This window comes from Methylobacterium sp. NPDC080182, assembly GCF_050281105.1.
Lineage (GTDB): Bacteria > Pseudomonadota > Alphaproteobacteria > Rhizobiales > Beijerinckiaceae > Methylobacterium.
Genome location: NZ_JBNNWO010000001.1, coordinates 1 through 23,370, shown reverse-complemented (window position 1 = coordinate 23,370; position 23,370 = coordinate 1). Strand labels below are relative to the sequence as shown.

Below are 23,370 nucleotides of genomic sequence, written 5' to 3'. Positions count from 1 at the left end.
AGGACTTCGGAAAGACTTCAGTCGAGGATCTGCTCGAGCTCGGGGACGATGATGAATTCGTCCCCCGCCTTGACGATCGAGCGGATGTACTCCGGGCGCCAGGTCGTGCCGACGGGCGGCACCGCCTCGCACTGCGCCGGATCGACCTCCGTGACCGCGAACACCTTGTCGGCCACCAGCGCGACGACCACGGGGTCGCCCGCCACCGCCACCTCCAGGACGAGGAAGCGCGTGTCCGGGCTCGCCGACGCCGCCGGCATCCCGAACCGCTCGCGGATGTCGGCCAGAGGCACGACGTTGCCGCGCACGTTCACGATCCGATCGATATGCGGGCGCGCCCCCGCCACCCGCGTCGCCGGGATCGGATCGATGATCTCGCGCACCATCCCGGCCTCCAGCGCGAAGCTCTCCGAACCGATCCGGAACATCACCACCTGCTGGTCGCCCTGCCGACCGTCCCGCTGGCCGCCGTCGGCGGCCGCCTGCGGGCCGGGCTCGACGACTCCGCGCGCCACGCCGCCGCTCATCACGCCACCTCCTGGTACTCGCGCACGCCCTCGGCGCGCCCGCCGCTCACGAGGCGGCCGACATCGATGATCAGCGCGGCCGTGCCGTCACCCAGGATCGTCGCCCCGGAGAAGGTCGCCACGTCCGCGTGCAGCTTCGACAGCGACTTGATGACGGTCTGGTGGTTGCCGATGATCTGGTCCGCCACCAGGCCGACCCGCGCCTCACCGGCGGCCACCACGATCACCTTCTGGTGCAGGTCCGGCTCGCCCGCGGCCCCGAACAGGCTGCGCAGCCGCAGGAACGGCACCAGCGCGCCGCGGATGTTGAGGAAGTCCCGCCCGCGGCCGCCGCGCTCGCTGGCGGGCAGCTCGACGCATTCCTCCACCGCGGCCAGCGGGATGACGTAGCGTCCCTCCCCCACCCGGATCAGCAGCCCCTCGATGATCGCCAGCGTCAGCGGCAGGCGCAGCGCCACGCAGGTGCCGCCGCCCGGCTCGGTCGCGATGTCGATCGTGCCGCGCAGGCTCTCGATCGTCTTCTTGACGACGTCCATGCCGACCCCGCGCCCCGACAGGGCCGAGATCTCCTGCGCGGTCGAGAAGCCCGGCGCGAACAGGAACTGGTAGATCTGCTGGTCGGTGAGCACCGCGCCCGGCGCGCACAGGCCCTTCTCCTCGGCCTTGGCGCGGATGCGGGCCGCGTCGAGCCCGGCGCCGTCGTCGCGCACGCTCACCAGCACCTGCGCGCCGACATGCTCGGCGGTGAGCGTGATCCGCCCGGTGGCGGCCTTGCCGCCGGCCGCGCGGCGCTCGGGCGCCTCGATGCCGTGGTCGATCGCGTTGCGGATCAGGTGGACGAGCGGGTCGGCCAGGCGCTCGATCACGGTCTTGTCGAGCTCGGTCTCCTCGCCGGCGGTGACGAACTCGACCGGCTTGCCGAGATCGCGCGAGAGGTCGTGGACGAGGCGGCGGAAGCGGCCGAACAGGGCGCCGATGGCGACCATGCGGATGCTCATCGTGGTGTCGCGCAGCCGCGCGGACAGGCGCTCGATCTCCTCGGCGATGGCCTTGAGGCCGGGATCGGCATGCAGGCCGGCGAGCTGGCTGAGCCGCGCCTGGGCGATGACCAGCTCGCCGACCCGGTCCATCAGCTCGTCGAGCCGCTCCGCCTCGACCCGGACGCTGCTGGCCGGCCGCTCCTCGGCCCGCCGGGCCGGGACGCGCTCGGCGGCCCGGGCCGCGGGCTCGACCGCCCCCGGCCCGGCCGGTCCGGTCTCGCCGGACGCGCGAACGGCGAGGCCGGCAGCCGGAGCCGCGCCGGACGGCAACCCCGACGGCGGCCCCGACGGCGGCCCCGACGGCGGCCCCGACGGCGGCCCCGACGGCGACGGTGCGGCCCCGGCCGGCTCGGGCGCGGCGTCCGATGGCGCGGCCGAGACCGGGACGAGCGTCAGGGTCATCTCGTCCCGGACGAACAGGAAGACGTCCTCGATCGCCTCGCGGGGCACGGCCGCGCGCAGCGTGACGTCCCAGCCGATGGCGAGGCTCTCGGGGTCGAGGGCCGGCAGCTCGGGCAGCGCGTCGAGGCGCGGCACGATCGTGCAGGCGCCGAGGTCGCGCAGCTCGTCGAGGAGCGCCAGGGGATTGGTCCCGTTGCGGAGGATCTCGGGCGCGAACGCGATGCCGATCTGCCAGCCCCCCTCCCCCGCCGCAGCGGGCTCGGCGGCCGGCTCCGGGAGGAGCGCGGACGGGGCGGCCGGGCGGGACGCGGCGCCGAGCAGCTGCTCGAGTTCGGCCAGGATGGCCTCGCCGATGATCGGGGCGCTCGCCTCGGGCTCCTCGATGAGGCCGCGGATGTAGTCCTTGGCCGAGAGGGAGACGTTGACGAGGTCGCGGCCGACCGGGACCTCGCCGCGCCGGACGCGGTCGAAGGCGGTCTCGAAATCGTGGGTGAAGGCGGCGACCTGCTCGAAGCCGAACATGGCGCCCGAGCCCTTGATGGTGTGCAGGGCCCGGAAGGCCGTGTCGATCAGGGCCCGGTCCTCGGGCCGGTCGCCGAGGTCGAGCAGCGTCGTCTCCAGGCGGGCGAGCAGCTCGGCGGCCTCGGCGCGGAAGATCTCCGCGGGATCGAGAGCAGTCATGGGACGAACGGACCCCCGGACACAGAACGCAGATACAGAACCAACCGCCCGATCCCGAGCGCGAACGGACGCGCCGATACCGGAGACCGGCCGCGTCCTTCGCGATCAGGCAGTCGAACAGACTGTCCCGGCGCGCGGCGACCGCGCGGTGACGGGACACGACGCGAAGCCACCGCCTGACTTCGTGGGTTGTATATAATCGGACCAGAAATTTTCGGTTAACGAACAGATTTGAGTCCTGAACGGGAAGTATATCCACATCGGGTTCGAAGAGCTTGATTATCGGATACTGCGATCGTGTGACACGCGGATCACAGGATCTCGGGCGCGCGGTGCGGCACGGCTCCGGCCATCACGGCGCGTCGACGCGCGTCGACGAACATCGATGGACTCGGTCGGACGTGAACGGACGCGGACGGGCGTGGACGAACATCGACGTCCACCGGCGCGCAGCCGCGCCGATGCGGGCCGCGGCAGGTCCCTGCGGGCGGCGCGCGGATCGCGACGGGACTGGAACCGGGAACGGGGCCGGACGCGGCCGGTCCGGCGCGGGAAGGCCCGGCCGCGGCGCGACCGCCGACCGGGCCCGAACGGGCTGCCCTCGGCGCGCGCCGGCGCGGCGGGCGCGCTCAGAACAGGTCGATGCCGTCCAGATCGTCGGCGGCGTCGGCGGCCGGCGTCTCGGAGGCCGGAGCCCCCCCGAGCAGGCGCTCCGTCAGGCGCGCGCGAACCTCCCCCAGGGTGCAGCCGGCGATCGCCGCCGCGATCCAGGCCGGATCGGCCGCGGCGCCGGGGGCCGCGGCGCGGTCCGCGCTGTGGTCGGCGAGCCGCCCGAGTTCCGCGCCGGCCGAGCGCAGCAGGCCCTCGACGTTCTGGATGCGCTGCTTGGCCCGGTCCTGGAACTGCATCGCCACGATCGCCGCCGACACGTCCTGCGTGATGGCCTGCGTGGTCTCGGCGGTCTGCTGCAGGATGCCCGCGACCTGCGCGTTCTGCTCGACCAGCGCCCGCATCACCATGCGGACGCGCGTCTCGGCGGTCCGGCTCTCCTCGGACATGTCGATCGCCGCGATGTCGCCCAGCAGGGCATGGCTGCCGCGCAGGCCGGCCGCCATGGTGCCGATCTGCTGCTTGATCACGTCCGACAGGGCGTTGATCGTCGTGGCGAGGCCGCGTACCTCGTCGGCGACCACCGCGAAGGCCGCGCCGCTGGCGCCGGCCCGGGCCGCCTCGATCTTGGCGTTCAGGGCGAGGAGGTTGGTCTGGCGGTTGATCCGCTCGATCTGCGCGACGCTCCCCTCGACCGACGACAGGCCCTCGAGCACCCCGGCCAGACCCTGCGCGAGGGTCGACCCGCGGGACGACATCAGGGTGATCCGCTCGATCAGGGCGGTGAGCGTCTCGCCGAGGCCGGCGGCGACGTCGCCGAGCTGCAGGGTCCGGTCGTCGATCCGGACGGTCTGGACCGAGGCGACGAGCCCCCGGACGATCTCCGACTGCTCGCAGGTCGTGGCGGCGATGCTCTGGAAGCGGTTGGACAGGCCGTGGACGTTGGCCTCCACGTCGGTGGAGACGATCCCGAGCTCGGCGACGAGGGCGTCGAGCAGCGTCCGCTGCTGCGCCGAGAGGCCGAGCCAGGCCTGGAGCAGGTCGGCCGCCTGCGCGGCGGGCACCGGCTCGGCCACGATCGCGGCGGGTAGCGGCGCGGGCTCGCTGGACGACGCGGCCGCCTCCGGGAGCGGGGCGGCCGGGATCGCCGCGCCCGATCCGCGCCGGTCATCGAGCCCCACCTCGGACCCCACCTCGGGCCGCATCCTGGGCCGGCGGAACCGGTCCGGGACCTGCCTGAGGATGTCGTGGGCGACTTGGAAGGCCATCGGCGGGCGGGTCTCTCGGCGTCGTCCGACGCGCGCGGGTCATGCAACAATCCCACGGTCGGCACCCGACCGAGGCTAAGGATCGCCGTTGAAGAAAGCGTTATCGCCCGGCCGATGGCCGCTGCGGCCGGCAGAGATCACAGTATTAGCCAATCAACACTGTCCGAGGCCGGGCAGACCTCCGTCCTGTGCTGCGTCTGCGGCCGCGTCGGCCGTCCGCGATTGGCCGAACCTTCAGGAAGAATTTACCCGCCGCGGTGTTGACTCGGGCGCGGCGGCGCGTCGCACCGCACATCCGTCGTCGAGGTCACGAACCCGCATGTCCGAGGCTCCCGTCCTCACGCTCGGTCCCGACTGCACCATCCGGACCGTCCGGGCGCTGCAGGACACGCTGTCGGGGGCGCTCGCCGGCGGGGAGGGCCTCACCCTCGACTGCGCGGCGGTCGAGCGCGCGGACGTCACCTTCGTCCAGGTCGTGCTCGCGGCCGACCGGACGGCGCGGGGTCGGGCCGCCGGGATCGCGCTGGTCAACGTCCCCCCGGCGGTCGAGAGCGCGTTCCGGCGCGCCGCGATCGAACACCCCAGCGCGCCGCTCCTCTAGGCGCGCGTCAGGCACAAGAACGGAATCCGTGTCATGGCCACTGTCCTCGCCGTCGACGATTCGCCCAGCATCCGGCAGATGATCAAGGTGGTGCTCGGCCCGGCCGGCCACACGGTGATCGAGGCCGGCGACGGCGCCGAAGGCCTCGCGAAGGCCAGGAGCGAGAGCGTCAACCTCGTCATCACCGATCTCAACATGCCGGTGATGAACGGGCTGGAGATGATCAAGCAGCTGCGGACGCTGCCGAGCTACACCGGCGTGCCGATCCTCTTCCTGAGCACGGAATCCGACGAGGCGATCAAGCAGCAGGCGAAGGCGGCCGGGGCGACCGGCTGGATCACCAAGCCGTTCAAGCCCGAGCAGCTGCTCGCCGTCGTGGGCAAGCTCGTCCGCGCCTGAGGCCGCGCTTCTTCGGGCCCGACACCGGGCCCGTCATGTCCCCGACCGCGCCGATCCGGCGGGCTCATTTCAGGTGGTAGGCCACCCCGGCGATCAGCGCCTTCTCCTCGGTGTTGAGCGTGCGCCGCGGGTCGCCCCCGAACTTGTTGTGCCAGTACTGGAACCCGGCGAAGACCTCGACCCGGTTGGGCGTGCCGGCGACGAGCTGCCCGACATCGAGCACGAGATTGGTCTGGGAGACGAATTCCAGCTGGGTGTCGTTCTCGTTGAATCGACCGTAGCGCCCCTTGGGCAGCACGATCGTGTTGAAGCCGGCGAGCGACAGCGGCAGCCCGGTGAACGGCAGCGGGATCGTGTAGGTGATCTCGAATTCCGGCGTCATCTTGAACTCGACGCTGCGGAAATGCGCGTAGTCGAAGCCCGGCACCGGCCCGTATCCGGCGAAGCCGTTGCGGGAGAACTCCTTGTAGCCCTGGACCTTCAGGTTCACGAACCCGGCCGGCACGTCGAAGGCGAAGCTCAGCCCGAAGGTCCCGGCGCGCTTCTCGGAATCGAAGGTCGTGTCCTTGGTGTTGACGTCGGCCCCGAACGACAGGCCGACATCCTTCACGAAGCCGGGGATGGCCAGGGCCTGCGTGTCGAAGACCTTGTTGAGGCTCAGGACGCCCCGGTAGATCAGGTAGAACTCGGTGGCGCCGACGCCCTCGAACCGGCCAACCTGATTGCCGGCCGGATCCTGGGATCCGGACCGGAGGATGTCGAGGGAGAGCAGGTTGGTGCCGTAGGCCCACGCGTTGGCGTGGAACAGGTTGATGACGGTCTTGGGGACCTCGCGCCCCACGAACTGGCCGTCGGGACGCTGGACCCGGAGGCCGGGCTCCGCCGAGGGTCCCTGGAAGCGGTAGCTCACCACAGTGTCGGAGAAGTTGAAGAAGGACGGCGGCGGCGCCGCCATCACGGTGGCGGCCGCGACGGCAACGGCGGCCTCCTGGCGCCGCGCGCGGGCCGCGGCCGCGACGGGCGTCCCGTCGGCCGCACCCGTCCCCGACGTGGCCGAGGAACTGGCCGCGGCCGTGGCCGGAGCGGGCGCCGGCTCGGCGCGGGCGGGCCCGGCCAGACCGACCCCGCAGGCCAGGATCAGCAGGCCGGCCGCCGGGCGCGGGCTCGCCCGGGACACCGACCGGAGCATCGCGCATCCTGTCCCCGCGCCCGGCCCCTGCCCACGACGGCGCCGCGCGGGCCGCGACCGCCCGGGCGCGCCGCCGGTCAAAACAGCTTCCAGAACACGAGGATCATGAGCCCGTAGGCGGCGATCAGCAGCGCGGCGCCCTGCAGGTTGACCCGGGTCCGCCGCGCCGGATCCGGCGTCAGCCACCAGCCCAGCCGCTTGGCCGTCCAGGGCACCATCAGCGAGGTGAGCAGCACGCTGAACACGTTGCCGATGAACAGGGCGACCGGGAAATCCACCTTCAGCATGCCGGCCAGGATTGGCGCGCCGACCAGGACGCCCCACAGGAACACGGTCGGGTAGAGGGTCAGCACGACGATCATGTTCATCTTCCACGCCGCGGGCGCGCCCTCTCCGGGCGGCGCGACGTTGCGGAACCACTGCTCGAAGCCGCTCTGCACCGTCCGTGTGTGGAATTCCGCGGTCATCGGCGCCGCCTCGGCGACCAGGGCCCGCCGCTCGGGCGAGTCCATCCAGGTACGCAGGTTCGCCTCGCTGTCGAAGCGCAGGATCGCGACGTAGTCCTCCTGCACCCCCGGCACGGCCGGCTCGAACCGGTAGCCCTGCATGCCGGGCGCCCGCGACTGCGCGGCCGCGATCTTCTGCTCCCACCGGAGGTAGGCGGCCTCCATGCCGGGCTTCACGCGGGTGCTGATCACCGCGCTGACCGGCGAGGTCCGGGCCGCGCTGGCGTCGTCCTTGACGATGTGGACGTCGTCGCGGCCGACGAGCATCGGCGTGGCGCCCTGGATGCGGGCCTGCCGCTCGGGGGAGGCCATCCAGGTCTTGGCCTGCTCCAGGCTGTGGAACCGCTGCACGATCACCCAGTCCACCTGCAGCGGCGGGCGCGGCGGGATCAGCTGCTGCTCGATGAAGCCCGGGAAGGCCGCGACGACGGCGCTGGTGTCGACCTGCCAGCGGGCGAAGGCGTCCGCGCTCTCCGGCCGGATGGTCGTCTGCGTCACGATGCTGACGGACGATGTGGCACCGCTCATGAACCGACGCGCTTCCGTTGCACGGCTGCCTGCACTCGCGCGTTGGCTTCGCGCGGCCCCCGGCGGCGCGCCCGGTCACCGCCCGGCGGGTCCGGGGCGGTGCCGAGAGGCGCCACCTCCGGCGGCCCGGACGGCCGGTCCGTGGACCGCGGCACCGAGGCGGCGGCGGACCCGCAGGGATCTGCCGCGCCGCGGAACACGAGGATGAACAACCGAAAATTGATCTTGCATCGAGCGCCCGCCACTCCATTGGCAGCACTGCTCTGCATGCCTGTATCAGCGGGCAATCTTCGACCGGAGTCAAGACCTCAGCGCGGAGGTCGAGTATTTTAATTGTAAATACATCACGTTCTCTACGGCGATCGTCTTTTAAGCGGAAACGCTTGCACGATATTTATCTTCCGCGCGCGCGGCCCGGAATGCCGGACTTTTTCGGCGCCCGCTCCGCCCGAGCCCCGCCGAGCTGGGACGGAGCGACAATGAAAAGACGGGGCGGAGACGATCGTCGCCGGGTGTGGCGCCGGGTGTGGCGCAGGGTCGGGGCGCAGGGTCGGGGCGCCCTGCCATGACGGGACGGATTATTTCTTGTCCGTCCGTCTCAGGCGGGGCGCCGCCGTCCCGATCAGGAGCCGCCGCCGCGACCGCGACGCGCCATATGTGCTGCTCGGATCGGGCCGGAGAGCCTGATCGATCATCTCTTCACGGTCGTTTTATTGCATTTCCCTATATTTACAATTCGACTGCCGACGATCGCGGGCCGGCGTTGACGCGGCACTTCCGCCCCTGTCTATTCTGTCGCCAAGCCGCGGGTAGCCGCTCGTTACTGGCTGACGACCATGCGTTCGCAGGACGCACGGTTTCAGCGGAACGTCCCGATCCGCGCGCGGCCCCGTCGCCGATCCTGCCCGCGCGGCTCGACGGCGGTCGCGCTCCGTGACACCCCGCACCGCTCGGCCGGACCGCGCGGCGACATCGCTCAACCCGAAGCCAATGCCGGTCGGCCGACCCGGAGTTGTTAAGCACGCCGCGCGAAGTCTAGTGCGGTTCGACACAACAATCGGGACCGCCCCTCGATTAAGAAATCTCCGCGGTTCATAGTCCCGACCAACCGACCCGTTTCGCGACGACAGAGGTTCCAATGTCTGACAACCACGAAAAGTTCATGGCCCGGGCGATCGCCCTGTCGGAGAAGACGTCGCTGGTCGACAGTGCCGGCGGCGTGTTCGGCTGCGTGATCGTCCAGGACGGCGAGATCATCGCCGAGGGTGCCAATCGCGTCGTCGCCGAGAACGACCCGACCTGGCACGGCGAGATCGAGGCGATCCGGAAGGCCTGCAAGGCGCAGGGCAGCTTCAAGCTCCGGAACGCGACGCTCTACACCAGCGCCGAACCCTGCCCGATGTGCATGGCGGCCGCCTACTGGGCCGGCGTCAAGAACGTCTACTACGCGGCGCAGGTCGAGGACGCGCTGGAATACGGCGGCTTCGACGACAGCATGATCTACGCCGAGCTCAAGAAGGATGTCGGCGAGCGCTCCATCCCGACCCAGCAGATCATGCGCGCGGAGGCCGTTGAGGTCTGGAAGAAGTACGCCCAGAAGGCGGACCGCGTCCCCTACTGAGGGCCGGATCGCGAGACCGGCCGTCCTGCTCCGCCCGCTCAGGCCGCGTCGCCCGAGCGGGCCTCCACGCCCGCGCAGTGCCCAGTCATGAATGCTGAGACCTTGAGGACGGCCTGCAAGGGCCCGGTCATCGACGCGGGCGACCCGCAGTTCCGGGAGGCGCTTCACGGGAACCTGTGGAACAGGTTGATCCCCGACCGGGCGCCGCAGATGATCGTCAGGGCCGCCGACGAGGACGACATCGTCGCCACCGTGAAGTTCGCCCGCGCGCACGGCCTCAAGGTCGTCGTCCGCGGCGGAGGCCACAACTGGTGCCAGCCGACCCTGCGCAACGGCGGGATCCTGATCGACCTCGGGAGCCTCGACAGGATCCTGGCGATCGATGTCGCGCAGCGCCGGGCGGTCATCCAGCCGATCGTCAGCAACCGCGACATCCAGAAGGCGCTCAACGCCCACGGACTCGCCTTCCCGACCGGCCACTGCCCCCAGGTCAAGGCGAGCGGCTACTTCCTCGGCGGCGGCATGGCCTGGAACCCCACGGTCTGGGGCTACGGCACCGAGAGCCTCGAGGCGATCGAGCTCGTCACCGCCCAGGGCGAGCGGATCCGGGCCAGCGAGACCGAGAACCCGGACTTCTTCTGGGCCGCGCGCGGCGCCGGCCCGGGCTTCTTCGGGATCGTCACGAAGTATTTCCTCAAGCTCCACGCGCTGCCGAAGGCCATTCACGGGAGCGAGTATTTCTATCGCCTCGAGGATGCGCCGGCCGTCGGCACGTGGCTCGGCGAGGCGGCGCCCACGATCGCGCCGAGCGTCGAGCTGACCCAGTTCCTCGTGAAGGCGCCGCCCGCGCTGGCCGAGGCGGCGGCGGACCGGAACGGCTGGGTCTGCATGGTCACCGCCACCGCCTTCGAGGACACCCCGGAGGCGGCCCGGCGCGCGCTGGCGCCGCTCGATGACGCACCGGTCGCGCCCCTGTCGAGCGCGCGGGTGACGCCCCTCGACTTCGAGCAACTGTTCGACGCGTCCGGCGCGCTCTTCCCGGAGGGCGTGCGATCCCGGGTCGAGGCCACCTTCTCCAATCACAGCCCCGGCGCGGTGATGGCGGCCATCCTGCCCCTGTGGCAGCGGGCGCCTTCGGCGACCTCGGTGTTCCTGTCGACGATCTTCTGCGGACCCGACGTCCCGGGGCCGCAGCGGAACATGGCCCGCTCCATGACCTCGAAGGTCTATGGCGGCCCCTGGACCATGTGGCACGAGGCGGACGACGATCAGGCCAACGCCGCCTGGCATCGGGCGGTGATCGCCGCGCTGAAGCCGCTCAACATCGGCTACTACATCGGCGAGACCAACACGGTCGAGCAGCCCGAGATCGTCGCCCAGGCGTTCACGCCCGAGAAGTGGCAGAGGCTGTGCGCGCTGCGCGACGAGCACGATCCGGACCGCGTGTTCTTCGACTATTTCGACGGTCTGCGCTGAGCCGCGGCGCGGTCACGTCGGCGTGTCGGTCGCGTCCCAGGGCGTGTCGCGGTCGTTCTGGAATCCGGTCAGCCAGTTCAGCGCGACGTGGCGCTCCGCCACGACGTCGCCGTTGAGCCCCGCGGGGGCTGTCCCCTTCTGCCGCGCCTGCCGGACGACCCAGTGCGCCCGCCACGCGCGGTCCAGCGCCTCCAGGATCTCGCCGGGCGGCCGCAGCCGCGCGGCGTCGGCCGCGCCCGCGTCCCGGGCGAGCGGCGCGACCGCCCGCCAGAGCGCGTCGACGTCGACCGTGGCGTCGCTGTCGGCGATCCGGGCCGCGCGCACGCCGAGCGCCCACAGCAGGGTGTTCGCGGCCTCGTAGCGCCAGGACGCCGCCGCGGCGTCCTTCGGGTCCGCCGCCTCGATCTGGGCGCGCTCGGCCGGCGACAGGGCCGCGAAGCCGATCGGATTCAGCGTCCTCTGCCCCGGCTCGCGCAGCGTCGTGCCGGCGCCGAAGGCCTGCCCCCAGGCCGCGATGTAGAGCAGGGCCAGAGCCCGCCGGAGCACCTCCGCCGGCGGTCGCAGCGCGAGTTCCGCCTCGCCGAGCGCGGGGGGCATGCCGGCGGGCGGCTTCGGGTCCAGATCCTCCAGGCGCTCCAGGGTCCGGGCGCGGCGCGCGACGGCGTCGGGCGGGTAGGGCAGACGCGCGGCCGGATCCGTCTCGCCCGCGGCCGACAGGAGGAGCGCCATGTCGGGCGCCCGCACGGAGCCGTCGGGCAGGAAGAGGACGGCGTTCGCCGCGAGCGCCCAGGCTTCCACGCGGGGCAGGTCGGACGCGGCGACCGCGAAGCTGACGTGGTTGCGGACGCGCTGCAGGTGGCGCCAGAGATGGTAGCGGTGGGCGGTCATCTGCCCGTCGCCCCGTCCCATGACGTAGCCGATGAACCCGTCGAGATGCGGCTGCAATTCGGGGTCGGACAGGTCCCGCCGGCCGTTCAGCGCGTGGTCGAAGGAGAGCGCGGGCAGGTCGCGCACGGTCGCGTAGGCGTTGACGAGAAGCGGTTCGTCCGGCGCCGCCTCCGCCGGTGCCGCATCGGCGCGTCCGAACAGCCGCTTCAGCAGATTCATGGTCTCTCCCTTCCGGTCTTCCCGCGGAGCGGCGCCTCCGAGGCTGGCATCCAAACCGGGCCCGGTCGCGCCGGGCGCGAGCGCGGAAGCGCCCAGAGTGGGGCGGGCGCACCGGCCGGGCAAGGCGCGCCGCGCCCGGAGCCCTCGGAGGCCGGACCGCAGCATTCGGTTGACGTGGCCGTTCGGCCGGTTAGAAAACCGGCCGTCGAATCGGTTATCGATCCGGTTGCGCCCAATCTTTGTCGCTCGGAAGCTGTAGCTCGACCGCATCTATAGCCTCCTGGACCGAGACTGTTCGCTGCGCCGGCTCGATACCGGGACGCCGACCCGACCGCAATCCTGCCGCGCCCGCCCTGCCGCGCCGGCGTCTCGCTATCCAGGAGCCGACCATCGCCGAAGCAGCGCCCCCGCGCGACCGCTCGCGACCGCGCGCCCTCGCCGGGCTCCTGGCAGCGACCGTGCTGCTGCCGCTCGCGATCCTGCTGATCGGGCTCTGGCAGGGCCAGCGCGGCCTCGACGACTGGCGGGCCTTCGCGGCCGAGCGCGACCGCCTCGGCGCGGTCGTGGCGGATCTGGAGGCGCGGTCTCCGCGGGACGGGCGCCCCGATTTCAGCCTGCAGTTCCGGCACGACGGCCGCCTCTACGGCGGCCCCTACGCCGCGGTGAAGGCCCGCGAGATCCGCGACCACGCGGGGACCCTCGCCGCCGTGATGGACTGGCGGCGCAGGCTGCCGGCGGTCGCGGTCGCGGGCGGCGGAATCGCGGCGGCGCTCTCCGTGCTCGTTCTGCTCGTCGGCGGCCTGCTCGGGCAGCTGGGACGCGGGTCGCGCGACGCCCTGGTCCGCGGCTTCTCGCTGGTGCGGCGGCTGCTTCCGCCCGCCCTCGCCGCCCAGATCGTGGCGGCGACCGCCGGCCTCGTGGCGGTGGTCCTGTTCGAGGCCGGGCTGCTCGTCGACGGCGGCCTCAGCGGCGGCGGCGTGAAGCTCCTGGCGATCGCGGCCGGCGCGGTCGGCGCCACGATCCTCGCCGCGTGCGGCGCCCTGATCGGCCTGCGCCGGGCCCTCGTCGCCTTCGCGCCCGAGCCGCTGCCGATCCTGGGGCGGCGGATCGCGCCGGCCGAGGCGCCGGGTCTCTGGCGCCTCGTCGAGGCGCTCGCCGACCGGATGGGCGCGCTGAAGCCCGAGGCCCTGGTCGTCGGCCTCACCGAGGGCTTCTTCGTCAGCGCCGGCCCGGCCGTGCTCGAGCCCGGCGGCGCGCGGCTCGACGGCCGGATCCTCTACGTGCCCCTGCCCTATCTCGCCCTGCTGCGCGTCGACGAGACGGCGGCGATCCTCGGGCACGAACTCGCCCACTACGCCGGCGGGGACACCGCCTACAGCCAGCGCTTCCTGCCGATCTACGCGGGCGTCGGGCGCTCCCTCGACGCGATGGCCGAGCGCGAGCGCGGCGCGCTCGGCGTGCTCGGGCCGTCGATCCGCCTCGGCCTGTTCGTGATGGAGCAGTTCCACCTCGCCGTGCGCCACTGGAGCCGGGTGCGCGAGTTCGCGGCCGACGCGGCCGGCGCCGCCGTGACCTCCCCCGACGCCTCGGCCCGGGCGCTCCTGCGCTACGGCGCCGCGCGCCCGCGCGTCGTCGAGACCCTGGACGCGGCGACCGACGCGCCGGAGACGGCCGCCGCCGACCTCGTGGCGGCGGCGTTCGACGGCGCGATCGCGCGCGGCCTCGAGGATCCGGCGGCGCGCCTCGAGGACGAGCAGGCCCACCCGACCGACACCCACCCGCCGACCCGCGACCGCGTCGCGGCCCTCGGGCTGGCGATCGACGCGGACCTGCTGGCCGCGGCCGGAACCGCGCCGCCGGCCCGGGCCCGCGACCAGCTCGCCGCCTACTTCGCCGACCCCGACGGCCTGTGCCGGGCCGCGACGCGGGACTTCCTCGGCGCGGTCCGCGCGCGGGAGGCCGCCGCCCGCGCGCATCTGGAGGCGACCGCCGCGGAGATCGGAACCGAGGAACGGGTGCTGCGCGCCAGCCACCGCGCCCGCGGCCTCACGCTGGCCGCCAGCGCCGGCCTCTTCGCCGCCGCGGCGCTCGGGCTCGCCCTGTTCCGGATCCCGGGCCTGTCGCCGTACGAGGCCCGTATCGTGGCGGCCGTGGCCCTGGCCCTCGCGGCCGCCTTCGGCGGGGCGGGCGCCTTCGTCCTGTCGCGGGGCGAGCCGATCGCCCTGATCCTGAGCCCCGCGGGGCTGACGGCGCCCGGTCTCGACAGGGTGATCCCCTGGGAGGCCGTCGCCGATCTCGACATGTCGCTGAGCCGCGGCGGCATCGTCACCCGCCTGCTGCTGCCGCCGGGCGCGGACTGGCCGGAGCGGGCCCCGGGGCGACACCCCGTGAAGCTCGACCCGAAGCGCCGCATCGTGACGCTCACGGTCGGACTGCCGCGCCGGATGAAGCCGCAGGATTTCGCCGACCTGATCGCCCGCTACCAGGCCGCGCACCAAGCCCGCCGCGCCCTGGCCGAGCGCGCCGCGCGCGCGACCGTCGCCGCCCACACCCCCTCTCCCGAAGCTCAGACTGCTTGAGGATCATATGGGATCGCCCGAGACCGCCGAGACCCTGCGCCTGCCGCCCGACCGCGCGAGCTGGACCGTCATCCTGGGCGTGCTGTTCGGCTTCGTGCTGTTCGGCGGCCTCCTGGCAGCCAGCGCCATCTACACGGCGCCCGTGCTGATCTCGGACTGGCAGGTCCGCGAGGCCGCCCGGCCCGTCCCGAACGCCCGCGTGAGCGACGGCAAGTGCAGCACCAAGCTCGTGTTCCACATCTGCGACGCGACGCTCTCGCTGCGGACGCCCGCGGGCAGTGTGACCCGCCGGGTGAACTACGTGTTCACCGGCCTGCACGCGGGCGACTGGACGATCGGGGTGATGGCCGACCCCGCGCATCCCGAGTCCGTCACCACCGATCTCGGCCTCGACCGGCTGTGGAACCGGGCGATCACCCTCCTGGCGATCGACGGGGTGATCCTGGCCGGCCTCGTCGGAGCGCTGATCTCGATCCTCCGCAACGGGCGCGCGGCGTTCCGGTCCGCCGCCTGACCGGCCTCGCGCCGGGATCTCGGCCGCGCAGGGCCGTCCGCGTCACGGGACACGCCCGAACCGGCGGACCGGTGCCGTACCGGTTGCCGGTCCGGCGATCCGGTACGTGTGCGTCATTGCGCCGGCGCGGACGGTCGGTCAGACCGCGCTCCCTCGAATCTCTCGGGAGAACCGGATGAGCAGCACCCGCAAGACGGCGCTTCGTGGCGCCCTCCTCGGCCTCGCCCTCGCAGGCCCGGCGCTGGCCGACGACACGCCGACGACGGCGGGCGCGGTCGACCGGCTCAAGGGCCTCGCCAACGAGGCGGTCGGCGGCGCCAAGCGCGGCGTCGGCAACCTGACGGACGACGAGGCGCTGAAGGCCGAGGGGCACGACCAGAAGCTCCGGGGCCAGGCCCAGCAGGAGCGCGGCAAGGCCAAGGACGCCGTCGAGAACGCCCTCGACAAGTAGGCGGATCGGGTCCCGGCCGCGCCGTGGCCGGGACCCGGCGCACCGATCGAAACGGTCTCGCCGGCCGGCATGACGGACACCGTCAGCGCCTCGGCCTGTCCCGGAGCCGGAGCCACTGGCCGCGCCGGGCGCGACGGACACCGCCAGGCTGGCGCCGGCGCCCGCGGCCCGAGCGATCGTACAGTTGCCCTGCGTACTCGCTCAATCGACCTATTACGCTGGAAAGCTCTCATTATTTTAGCAAACATTCCAATTTTTCATTCTATCTTACTCACTTGGCAGACATCACAGAAATCATACGGCCGCTCTGCCGGACGCCGCCGCTTTAGGTAGTGCGCCGTGGTTGATAACGATTTTTGTTGCAACAACTTAACCGCGACATATGCTATCGATACAGGATAGGCGACCGAATCGGGCCGGTCTTGAGTATCGAACCTGTATTGCTGCAGGGCACGGCAACCGTGCGGGGCCGCCAGAACAAGGATCGACCGGACCGTCCGGTCGACGCGACGCGCGGGTGTGCCGATCATGATGTTTGCTGTCCCCGCCTTGCTGTTGGAGCTGGCGTTGACGACGCCGGTCTCGGACAAGATGCCGGTCTTCGACGTTCGCGGCAGCTGTCGGGCGGCGACGACGGCGATGACCCTCGATCCTGTTCGGCAGAAGCTCTGCCTCCAGGACGAGGGGTCGGCCCGTGCCGAGGTGGCGAAGAAGTGGTCCAGCTTCCCGGCGGTCGATCGGACGCGCTGCGCGGCGGAGGCCCAGCTCGACGGCCTGCCCAGCTACGTCGATCTGCTGGAGTGCCTGACCCTCGCCCGGGAAGCCAAGGCTGAGGACGATCAGTAGTGCGCGTCAGGACCGAGACCGAAGACCGTCCCGTAACGCTCTCAGGTTGAGGGTCGACCGTGCCGATCGTGCTGCAGCTTCCCGGATCCCTCCGTCTCCTCGCCCTGGCGGCCATCGCGGGACTCGCCGCCGGTTGCCGCGATGCGAACCAGTACGTCCCGCCGCCGCCGCCCAGCGTCTCGGTCGCGCAACCGCTCGTGCGCACGGTCACGCGCTACTTCGAACTCACCGGCAACACCAAGGCGTTCGCGGCCGTCGAGCTCGAGGCACGGGTCCAGGGCTTCCTAGAGGCGATCACCTACAAGGACGGCGCCGTCGTGAAGAAGGGCACGCCGCTCTTCTCCATCCAGCGCAACACCTACGAGGCGCAGCTCAAGCAGGCGCAGGGCGCCCTGGCGGCGCAGCAGGCCGCCCTGGCGAATGCCCAGTCCGAGTATCAGCGCCAGTCCACGCTGGGCCGGCAGGAATTCGCCTCGCAGGCGCGCGTCGAGGACGCGAAGACCAAGCAGGACCAAGCCAGCGCCGCCGTCATGGAGGCGCAGGCCAACCTCGACATCGCCGCCATCAATCTCGGCTACACGCAGGTCTCCGCGCCGTTCGACGGCGTGGTCACCAACCACCTCGCGGATGTCGGGGCGCTCGTCGGCATCAGCGGACCGACCAAGCTGGCGCAGCTCGTGCGCATCGATCCGCTCTACGTCTATTTCAACATCAGCGAGCAGCAGGTGCTGCTGGTCAAGGAGCACCTGCTCGCGACGCATCGGACGCTGGGCGACCTGTCCAAGATCCCGGTGGAGATCGGGCTGCAGACCGAGACCGGCTATCCGCATACCGGCAAGCTCGACTACCTCGCGCCGCAGGTTGACCCATCCACCGGCACGCTGATGGCGCGGGCGCTCATCGAGAACGGCGACCACGCGCTCCTCCCGGGCCTGTTCATTCGGGTCCGGGTCCCGGTCGGGCGCCAGGACAAGGCCCTGCTGGTGCGCGACGACGCCATCGGGACGAACCAGCAGGGCAGCTACGTGCTCACGGTCGGCGCCGACGACACGGTCTCGCAGCGGGTGGTGACGCTCGGGCCCCGGGACGGGCGCTACCGGGTGATCGAGACCGGGCTCGCACCCGGCGACTGGGTCGTCACGGACGGCATCCAGCGGGCAATCCCCGGGGCGAAGGTCGCGCCCCAGAAGGTGGCGGTGGCCGAAGCCTTGCCCGACCCGGCACCACTCCCGCGGTGAGCCGTCGTCCGGAAGTCCCGGCGCTGCCGACGAGGCCGACACGCCCGACGATTGGACAGTGATCTCCGCCACCCTGCGTCCCGCCCTGGCGGCGGGCCGCCCCTGAGACGCCGGCACCGAGGGCCAACGGCATGATCTCGCGCTTCTTCATCGAGCGGCCGGTCCTGGCCAACGTGCTGGCCCTGGTCATGGTGCTGATCGGCGCGGTGTCGCTCTTCAACCTGCCGGTGTCGCAGTATCCCAACGTCGTGCCGCCGACGGTCCAGGTCACCACCCGCTACCCGGGTGCGAGCGCCCGCACGGTGGTCGACACGGTGGCGCTCCCGATCGAGCAGCAGGTCAACGGCGTCGAGGGCATGCTCTACATGCAGTCGACCAGCGCGAGCGACGGCACCTACACCCTCACGGTCACCTTCGCGATCGGGACGGACGGCGATCAGGCCCAGGTGCTGGTGCAGAACCGGGTCGCGATCGCGATGTCGTCGCTGCCGCAGGCGGTCCAGGTCCAGGGCGTCACGACCCAGAAGAAATCCACCGCGGTCCTGCAATTCGTCACACTGTCGGCCAGCGACGGGAAGTTCGACAGCCTGTTCCTGTCGAATTACGGCGTCATCAACGTGCAGAACGAGCTGGCCCGGCTGCCCGGCGTCGGCAACGTCACGGTCTTCGGCGCCGGCCAGTACGCGATGCGGATCTGGCTGGATCCCGACCTGGTGCAGGCCCGGGGCCTCACCCCCGACGCCATCATCAACATCGTGCAGCAGCAGAGCCAGGAGGTCACCGCGGGCGCCGTGGGGATGCCGCCGGTCCCGGCCGGCCAGGACTTCCAGTACACGCTCAACGTCAACGGGCGGCTCAACAGCGCCCCGGACTTCGAGAACATCGTCGTCAAGGCGGACGCGCAGGACGGCGGCCGCATCACCCGCTTGCGCGACGTCGGCCGCGTCGAGCTCGGCGCGCAGACCTACAGCCAGTCGTTCACGCTGAACGGGCAGCCCGCCGCCGGCATCGGCATCTACCAGCTGCCCGAGGCGAACGCGTTGACGGTGGCGAACGCGGTCCGCACTCGGATGGCCGAGCTCGCGAAGACCTTCCCGTCGGGCCTCGTCTACGCCATCCCGTTCGACACGACGGAGTTCGTGCAGGCCTCGATCCACGAGGTCTACATGACGCTGTTCGAGGCGGCCGTCCTGGTCCTGATCGTCATCCTGGTCTTCGTCCAGGACTGGCGCGCCATGCTGGTGCCAGCGACGACGGTGCCGGTGACGATCATCGGCGCCTTCGCCGCCATGGCGGCGATGGGCTTCAGCGTGAACCTCTCGACGCTGTTCGCGATCGTGCTGGCCATCGGCATCGTGGTGGACGACGCCATCGTGATCGTCGAGGGGGTCTCCCACCACATCGACGAGGGCCTCTCGCCCCGGGCGGCGGCCGAGAAGGCGATGGAGGAGCTGTTCGGCCCGATCATCGGCATCACCCTGGTGCTCATGTCGGTGTTCGTGCCGGCCGCGTTCCTGCCCGGCCTGACCGGGCAGCTCTACAAGCAGTTCGCCCTGGTGATCGCCGCCACTGCGCTGATCAGCGCGATCAATGCCGCCACCCTGAAGCCGACCCAGTGCGCCCTGTGGCTGCGCAAGCCGGTGCCGCCGGAGAAGCGGAACGTGTTCTACCGCGGCTTCAACCGCGTCTACGGGGTCCTCGAGGGCTGGTACGCCCGGCTGATCGCCACCATGGTCCGGCGCAGCGGCCTCATGGTCGCCGTGGCGCTCCTGCTGATCGGGCTCGCCGGATGGGGGCTGACCCGCCTGCCGACCGCCTTCCTGCCCACCGAGGACCAGGGCTACGTCCTGATCGGCGCACAGCTGCCGGACGGGGCCTCGAAGGAGCGCACCGACGCGGTGATGCAGCGGATCAGCGTCCAGGCGAAGGCGACGCCGGGCGTCGACAACGTGCTCTCGATCAGCGGGATCTCGGTCCTCGATTCGAGCGCCAGCCTGCCCAATGCCGGCGTCGCCTACGTGGTTCTCAAGAACTGGGATGTCCGGGCCAAGGAGAGGGGCCAGGATCTGCGCAGCCTCTACGAGCGCTTCAACACGATGCTGGCGGGCGTCGAGGACGCCGAGACCTTCGTGCTGATCCCGCCGCCGATCCAGGGCATCGGCAACGCCAGCGGCTTCACCATGCAGATCGAGCTGCGCAACGGCGACTTCGACTACCCCCTGCTGGAGAGCCTCGCCCGGACGGTCGTCGCCGACGGGAACTCGCAATCCGGGCTGCGGAAGCTCAACACCTCGTTCCGGGCCGGCGTGCCGCAGATCGCGATCGCGGTGGACCGGGTCAAGGCCGAGGCCCTCGGCGTGACGGTCGGGCAGGTCTTCTCGACCCTCTCGAGCTACGTCGGGTCGTCCTACGTCACGCAGTTCAACAAGTTCGGCCGGACCTTCCAGGTCTACGTGCAGGCCGCGCCCGATTACCGGCTCCGCCCCGAGGACGTCGAGAACCTGAAGGTGCGCGCCGGCAACGGCGTGATGGTGCCGCTCGGCACCGTCGTGGAGATCAAGTCCGTGCAGGGCCCGTCCCTGATCAGCCTGTACAACCTCTACCCGACGGCGACGATCGTGGGCGGGGCGGCGCCGGGCTTCAGCTCCGGGCAGGCGCTGGACCTGATGCAGCAGATCGCCGCCAAGGTGCTGCCGCCGGGCACGGGCTACGACTGGACGGCGATGTCGTACCAGGAGAAGGCGGTCGGCGCGCAGATCTACCTCGTGTTCGCGCTGGCCATCCTCCTCGTCTACCTGGTCCTGGCCGGCCAGTACGAGAGCTGGATCCTGCCGCTGGCGGTCCTGCTCGGCGTGCCGCTGGCGCTGCTGGGCACGGTCGGGGCGCTGCTGCTGCTCGGCGTCGCCAACAACCTCTACACGCAGATCGGCCTGATCCTGCTGATCGCGCTGGCGAGCAAGAACGCCATCCTGATCGTCGAGGTCGCCCGCGAGAAGCGGCAGGCCGGACTCGACATCGCGGCCGCCGCCGTGGAGGCGGCGCGGCTGCGCTTCCGCCCGATCCTGATGACCTCGTTCGCCTTCATCCTCGGCGTGCTGCCGCTCGTCACCGCCTCCGGGGCCGGGGCCGCGGCGCGCAAGTCGATCGGCATCACGGTGTTCAGCGGCATGCTCGCCTCGACCTGCCTGGCGGTGCTGTTCGTGCCGTCCTTCTACGTGATCCTGCAGCGGATCGAGGAGCGCCGCGCGCGCCGGGGGCAGCCCGGGCCTGTCGCGTCCCCGCCCCCGGCCGGGACAACCCCCGAGACCGGACCGGCGTGAGCCGGAGCGCGGACGCGGCGCGGTTCCGCTCCGCGCCCTGCGGTTCACGCCCCGCGCCGCCGTCACCGCGCGACGCCGTTCCCTCCGACGCGCGGCGCCGGATCCGCGACCGGACCTCCGGAGACCACGCGTCCGGCATGCTCGACCGTTGACGGCCTTACATCGCCCACCCTATTAGATATAGCATTAGCTATAATGATGGGTCAGGGCTATGACGCACACCGGCGCTCCGCGTCGCCTCTCGGCTCTAGGATCGGTCCTGTGCGGCCTCGCCGCGGCGCTCGGGTTGGCCGCGGGGCTCTGGGTGGCCGCAGCGCTCGGGCCGGCACTGGCCCAGTCCCTGCCCACCGCCGCCGAGAACCTGACGCCGGGCGACCTCGACAGCGAGCATCTGTTCGGCTTCACCGAGGGGAGCGACCTCGGCGTTCCCGGGGAGGCGGAGCTGGAATGGGAGACGAGCGGGCGACTCGGCCGGCGCGTCGCCCGCTTCCTGACCGTGGACAGTTCCCTGGCCCTGAAGGTGCCGCTGACCAACGATTTCCGCCTGGCCCCGGGCGTCACCTTCAACGCCTACGACATCGGCGCGCCGGGCACCCCGGCCCGGACCACGGGCGGCTTCAACGGCGGCTTCCTCGAGACCCGGGTGCGCCTGATGGATCGCCGGACGGCCCCCTTCGGCCTGACCCTCAACATCGTGCCGGGCTACGGAACCGTCGACGGCGGGACGGGCGTGCCGGCGCGCAGCTTCGGCACCGAGATCGGCCTGCTGGCGGACCGCGAGATCATCCCCGGCAAGCTGATCGCCGCCGTCAATGTCGGCTTCGCGCTCGCGACGACGCGGCTGCCCCTGATGGACGCGCCCGTGCGCGGATCGGGGATCGAGGTGGCGGGGGCGCTGGCCTACTGCGTCCGACCCGGCCTCTTCCTCGGCGGCGAGGCACGCTATGCCCGGACCTACGACGGCTTGGCGCTCGACCGGTTCGCGGGCGAGGCCGTGTATCTCGGACCGACCGCCTACATGACCCTGTCACCACAGGCCTGGGCCTCGTTCACCTGGAGCTTCCAGGTCGCCGGCCAGGCCACGGGCGAGCCCGGCCCGCTCGACCTGTCGAGCTTCGACCGCCATCAGATGCGGTTGCGCGTCGGGTACAGCTTCTGATCGCGGCCCTGTCGCCGCACCGCGGCCTGCGAGCCTCAGGGTGGGCGGACAGGCGCCGAGAACGCGACCCTGGTGGAGCAGTCGAGGGACCGAACCGCCCGTGCCGACGGGCGGGAAGCGGCCCGGTCGAGACGAGAAGTGGGACTGGCTGCCTCGGAGCAGGTCTTCCGGAAAGACCGTTACATGCCGAACATGTTCGTAGTCGGAGCATGCAACGTGAAGGCATGACCCTCATCAATCCAGCCGCTTCCGGCGTGACCTTGCTCGATGTAGCTGATCTCATCGGCGCAGGAAGCGTAGTAGTGCCGTCCGCTCTCGGTGTTGACGAACCGCTCGACAGTCAACGCTTGCGATCCCGCGGCGGTCGAACTCGCGTAGGCGTCGAACGCAACACCGTCATAGTTGTAGCCGGAACCGTCCGAGAGAAGCCCGTCGCGCTCCGCGGTGCTGGTCGTGTAGAAGTGGTCGCCGGTCGTCGGGTTGGTGAATCGAAAGACGTCAGCCGTGGCAGACGACGACACTGGCGCGGCCCAGCCGACGCCCTGATAGGCGTAGCCCGACGGGGCGCTCTCAAGTTGCGCACGTTCTGCGGCGCTTGCCGTGTAGAAATGCCGTCCTGAGGCGGCGTCGTAGAAGTGAAAAACCGGCTCAAGCGCCGCGGCGCCCGGACTGGCCTGATAAGCCCGCATGTAGTCAATATTCATCTGCGCGGGAAATGGCGTCGACGCGTCGGCGTCGCCCGGCCAAGAGCCGCCGACGGCGAGATTCGCGATCATGTACATGGGCTTGTCCAGACCGGCCGGCGTCGGCGTACGATAGATCTCCTGTCCGTCGAAGTAGAAGGTCAGCGTGTCCGGTTGCCAGTCAACGCCGTAGGTGTGGTAGCCGCCGCTCATGTCGGCGACTGCGGAGATCCCCTGGCTCATCGTGTGGTTGCCGGGTGTCTGGCCGGGCGCCAGGCTGTGAACCGTGGTGTAGAGGGTGCCGGGATCGTGCCCGAGCATCTCCATCACGTCGATCTCGGGCGGCCAGGAACCGTCCGCCGGGAGCAGCCAGAACGCCGGCCAGAAGCCCTGACCGGCGGGCAGTTCGGCCCGCATCTCGAAATAGCCGTAGGTCTGGCTGAAACTGTGGAAGGTATTGACCATTCCCGACGTGTAGGGTGAGGGTCCCCCAGATTTTGGTCCGGCCGGAAGGTGAGCTTCCGGATCTCATGAGGGTCCCCCAGATTTTGGTCCGGCCGGAAGGTGAGCTTCCGGATCTCATTCGGCGGCCTGCAGGGCCGCCGCCAGGGCAAATTCCTGGGGCG

At 71.3% G+C, this 23,370-nt stretch carries 18 protein-coding genes; 11 read left to right on the top strand and 7 right to left on the bottom strand.

Going from position 1 to position 23,370, the window contains the following annotated elements; all coding sequences use genetic code 11:
• Positions 1–17: 17 nt before the first annotated feature.
• From ACQKQD_RS00090 to ACQKQD_RS00080, 3 genes are all read right to left on the bottom strand, one after another.
• Entirely contained in the window at positions 18–527 is a 510-nt protein-coding gene (locus tag ACQKQD_RS00090) for a chemotaxis protein CheW (RefSeq protein ID WP_427507163.1), read from the bottom strand.
• A complete protein-coding gene (locus ACQKQD_RS00085) occupies positions 527–2,650 on the bottom strand; it encodes a chemotaxis protein CheA (RefSeq protein ID WP_427507162.1) in 2,124 nt (707 codons plus the stop codon). Before ACQKQD_RS00085 ends, ACQKQD_RS00090 begins: the two co-directional genes overlap by 1 nt.
• A gap of 629 nt (positions 2,651–3,279) precedes the next feature.
• Positions 3,280–4,527 carry a methyl-accepting chemotaxis protein gene (locus tag ACQKQD_RS00080; RefSeq protein ID WP_427507161.1) on the bottom strand — a complete coding sequence of 416 codons (1,248 nt, stop codon included), beginning with the start codon at positions 4,525–4,527 and terminating at the stop codon, positions 3,280–3,282.
• Between the two features lie 319 nt (positions 4,528–4,846).
• Here ACQKQD_RS00080 and ACQKQD_RS00075 point away from each other — a divergent pair, with 319 nt between their 5' ends.
• Both ACQKQD_RS00075 and ACQKQD_RS00070 read left to right on the top strand, forming a co-directional pair.
• The gene (locus tag ACQKQD_RS00075; RefSeq protein ID WP_427507160.1) at positions 4,847–5,128 is read left to right on the top strand and encodes an STAS domain-containing protein; all 282 of its coding nucleotides are present in this window, start codon (positions 4,847–4,849) and stop codon (positions 5,126–5,128) included.
• 33 nt (positions 5,129–5,161) lie between these two features.
• On the top strand, positions 5,162–5,527 hold the full coding sequence (locus ACQKQD_RS00070) for a response regulator (protein WP_427507159.1): 366 nt from the start codon (positions 5,162–5,164) through the stop codon (positions 5,525–5,527).
• Positions 5,528–5,591: 64 nt separating this feature from the next.
• On the opposite strand, the gene ACQKQD_RS00065 is transcribed toward ACQKQD_RS00070, so the two are convergent.
• Together ACQKQD_RS00065 and ACQKQD_RS00060 are read right to left on the bottom strand one after the other, a co-directional pair.
• Entirely contained in the window at positions 5,592–6,716 is a 1,125-nt protein-coding gene (locus tag ACQKQD_RS00065) for a hypothetical protein (protein ID WP_427507158.1), read from the bottom strand.
• Positions 6,717–6,793: 77 nt separating this feature from the next.
• Complete coding sequence (locus ACQKQD_RS00060) at positions 6,794–7,750, bottom strand: antibiotic biosynthesis monooxygenase (RefSeq protein ID WP_427507157.1); 957 nt, start codon at positions 7,748–7,750, stop codon at positions 6,794–6,796.
• Between the two features lie 1,138 nt (positions 7,751–8,888).
• Between ACQKQD_RS00060 and ACQKQD_RS00055 the strand changes: the two genes are divergently transcribed.
• Positions 8,889–9,371, top strand: a complete 483-nt coding sequence (locus ACQKQD_RS00055; protein ID WP_056529845.1) for a nucleoside deaminase — start codon at positions 8,889–8,891, stop codon at positions 9,369–9,371.
• 87 nt (positions 9,372–9,458) lie between these two features.
• On the top strand, positions 9,459–10,847 hold the full coding sequence (locus ACQKQD_RS00050) for an FAD-binding oxidoreductase (protein WP_056529842.1): 1,389 nt from the start codon (positions 9,459–9,461) through the stop codon (positions 10,845–10,847).
• Positions 10,848–10,859: 12 nt separating this feature from the next.
• Here ACQKQD_RS00050 and ACQKQD_RS00045 read toward each other — a convergent pair whose 3' ends face one another.
• On the bottom strand, positions 10,860–11,954 hold the full coding sequence (locus ACQKQD_RS00045; protein ID WP_091977941.1) for a DUF4272 domain-containing protein: 1,095 nt from the start codon (positions 11,952–11,954) through the stop codon (positions 10,860–10,862).
• A 458-nt stretch (positions 11,955–12,412) separates the two neighbouring features.
• Between ACQKQD_RS00045 and ACQKQD_RS00040 the strand changes: the two genes are divergently transcribed.
• From ACQKQD_RS00040 to ACQKQD_RS00010, 7 genes are all read left to right on the top strand, one after another.
• Positions 12,413–14,533 carry a M48 family metalloprotease gene (locus ACQKQD_RS00040; protein WP_427507156.1) on the top strand — a complete coding sequence of 707 codons (2,121 nt, stop codon included), beginning with the start codon at positions 12,413–12,415 and terminating at the stop codon, positions 14,531–14,533.
• Positions 14,534–14,540: 7 nt separating this feature from the next.
• A complete protein-coding gene (locus ACQKQD_RS00035) occupies positions 14,541–15,047 on the top strand; it encodes a hypothetical protein (protein WP_427507155.1) in 507 nt (168 codons plus the stop codon).
• Positions 15,048–15,222: 175 nt separating this feature from the next.
• Positions 15,223–15,498, top strand: coding sequence for a CsbD family protein (locus tag ACQKQD_RS00030; RefSeq protein ID WP_427507154.1), 276 nt, complete (start codon positions 15,223–15,225; stop codon positions 15,496–15,498).
• 567 nt (positions 15,499–16,065) lie between these two features.
• Entirely contained in the window at positions 16,066–16,344 is a 279-nt protein-coding gene (locus ACQKQD_RS00025; protein WP_244534873.1) for a hypothetical protein, read from the top strand.
• Positions 16,345–16,409: 65 nt separating this feature from the next.
• Positions 16,410–17,582, top strand: a complete 1,173-nt coding sequence (locus ACQKQD_RS00020) for an efflux RND transporter periplasmic adaptor subunit (RefSeq protein ID WP_427507458.1) — start codon at positions 16,410–16,412, stop codon at positions 17,580–17,582.
• Between the two features lie 131 nt (positions 17,583–17,713).
• Positions 17,714–20,902 (top strand): efflux RND transporter permease subunit, encoded by a 3,189-nt coding sequence (locus tag ACQKQD_RS00015; RefSeq protein ID WP_427507153.1) that lies wholly within the window; start codon positions 17,714–17,716, stop codon positions 20,900–20,902.
• A 211-nt stretch (positions 20,903–21,113) separates the two neighbouring features.
• Complete coding sequence (locus ACQKQD_RS00010; protein ID WP_427507152.1) at positions 21,114–22,061, top strand: hypothetical protein; 948 nt, start codon at positions 21,114–21,116, stop codon at positions 22,059–22,061.
• Positions 22,062–22,240: 179 nt separating this feature from the next.
• Here ACQKQD_RS00010 and ACQKQD_RS00005 read toward each other — a convergent pair whose 3' ends face one another.
• Positions 22,241–23,209, bottom strand: coding sequence for a family 16 glycosylhydrolase (locus ACQKQD_RS00005; protein ID WP_427507151.1), 969 nt, complete (start codon positions 23,207–23,209; stop codon positions 22,241–22,243).
• Positions 23,210–23,370 lie beyond the last annotated feature (161 nt).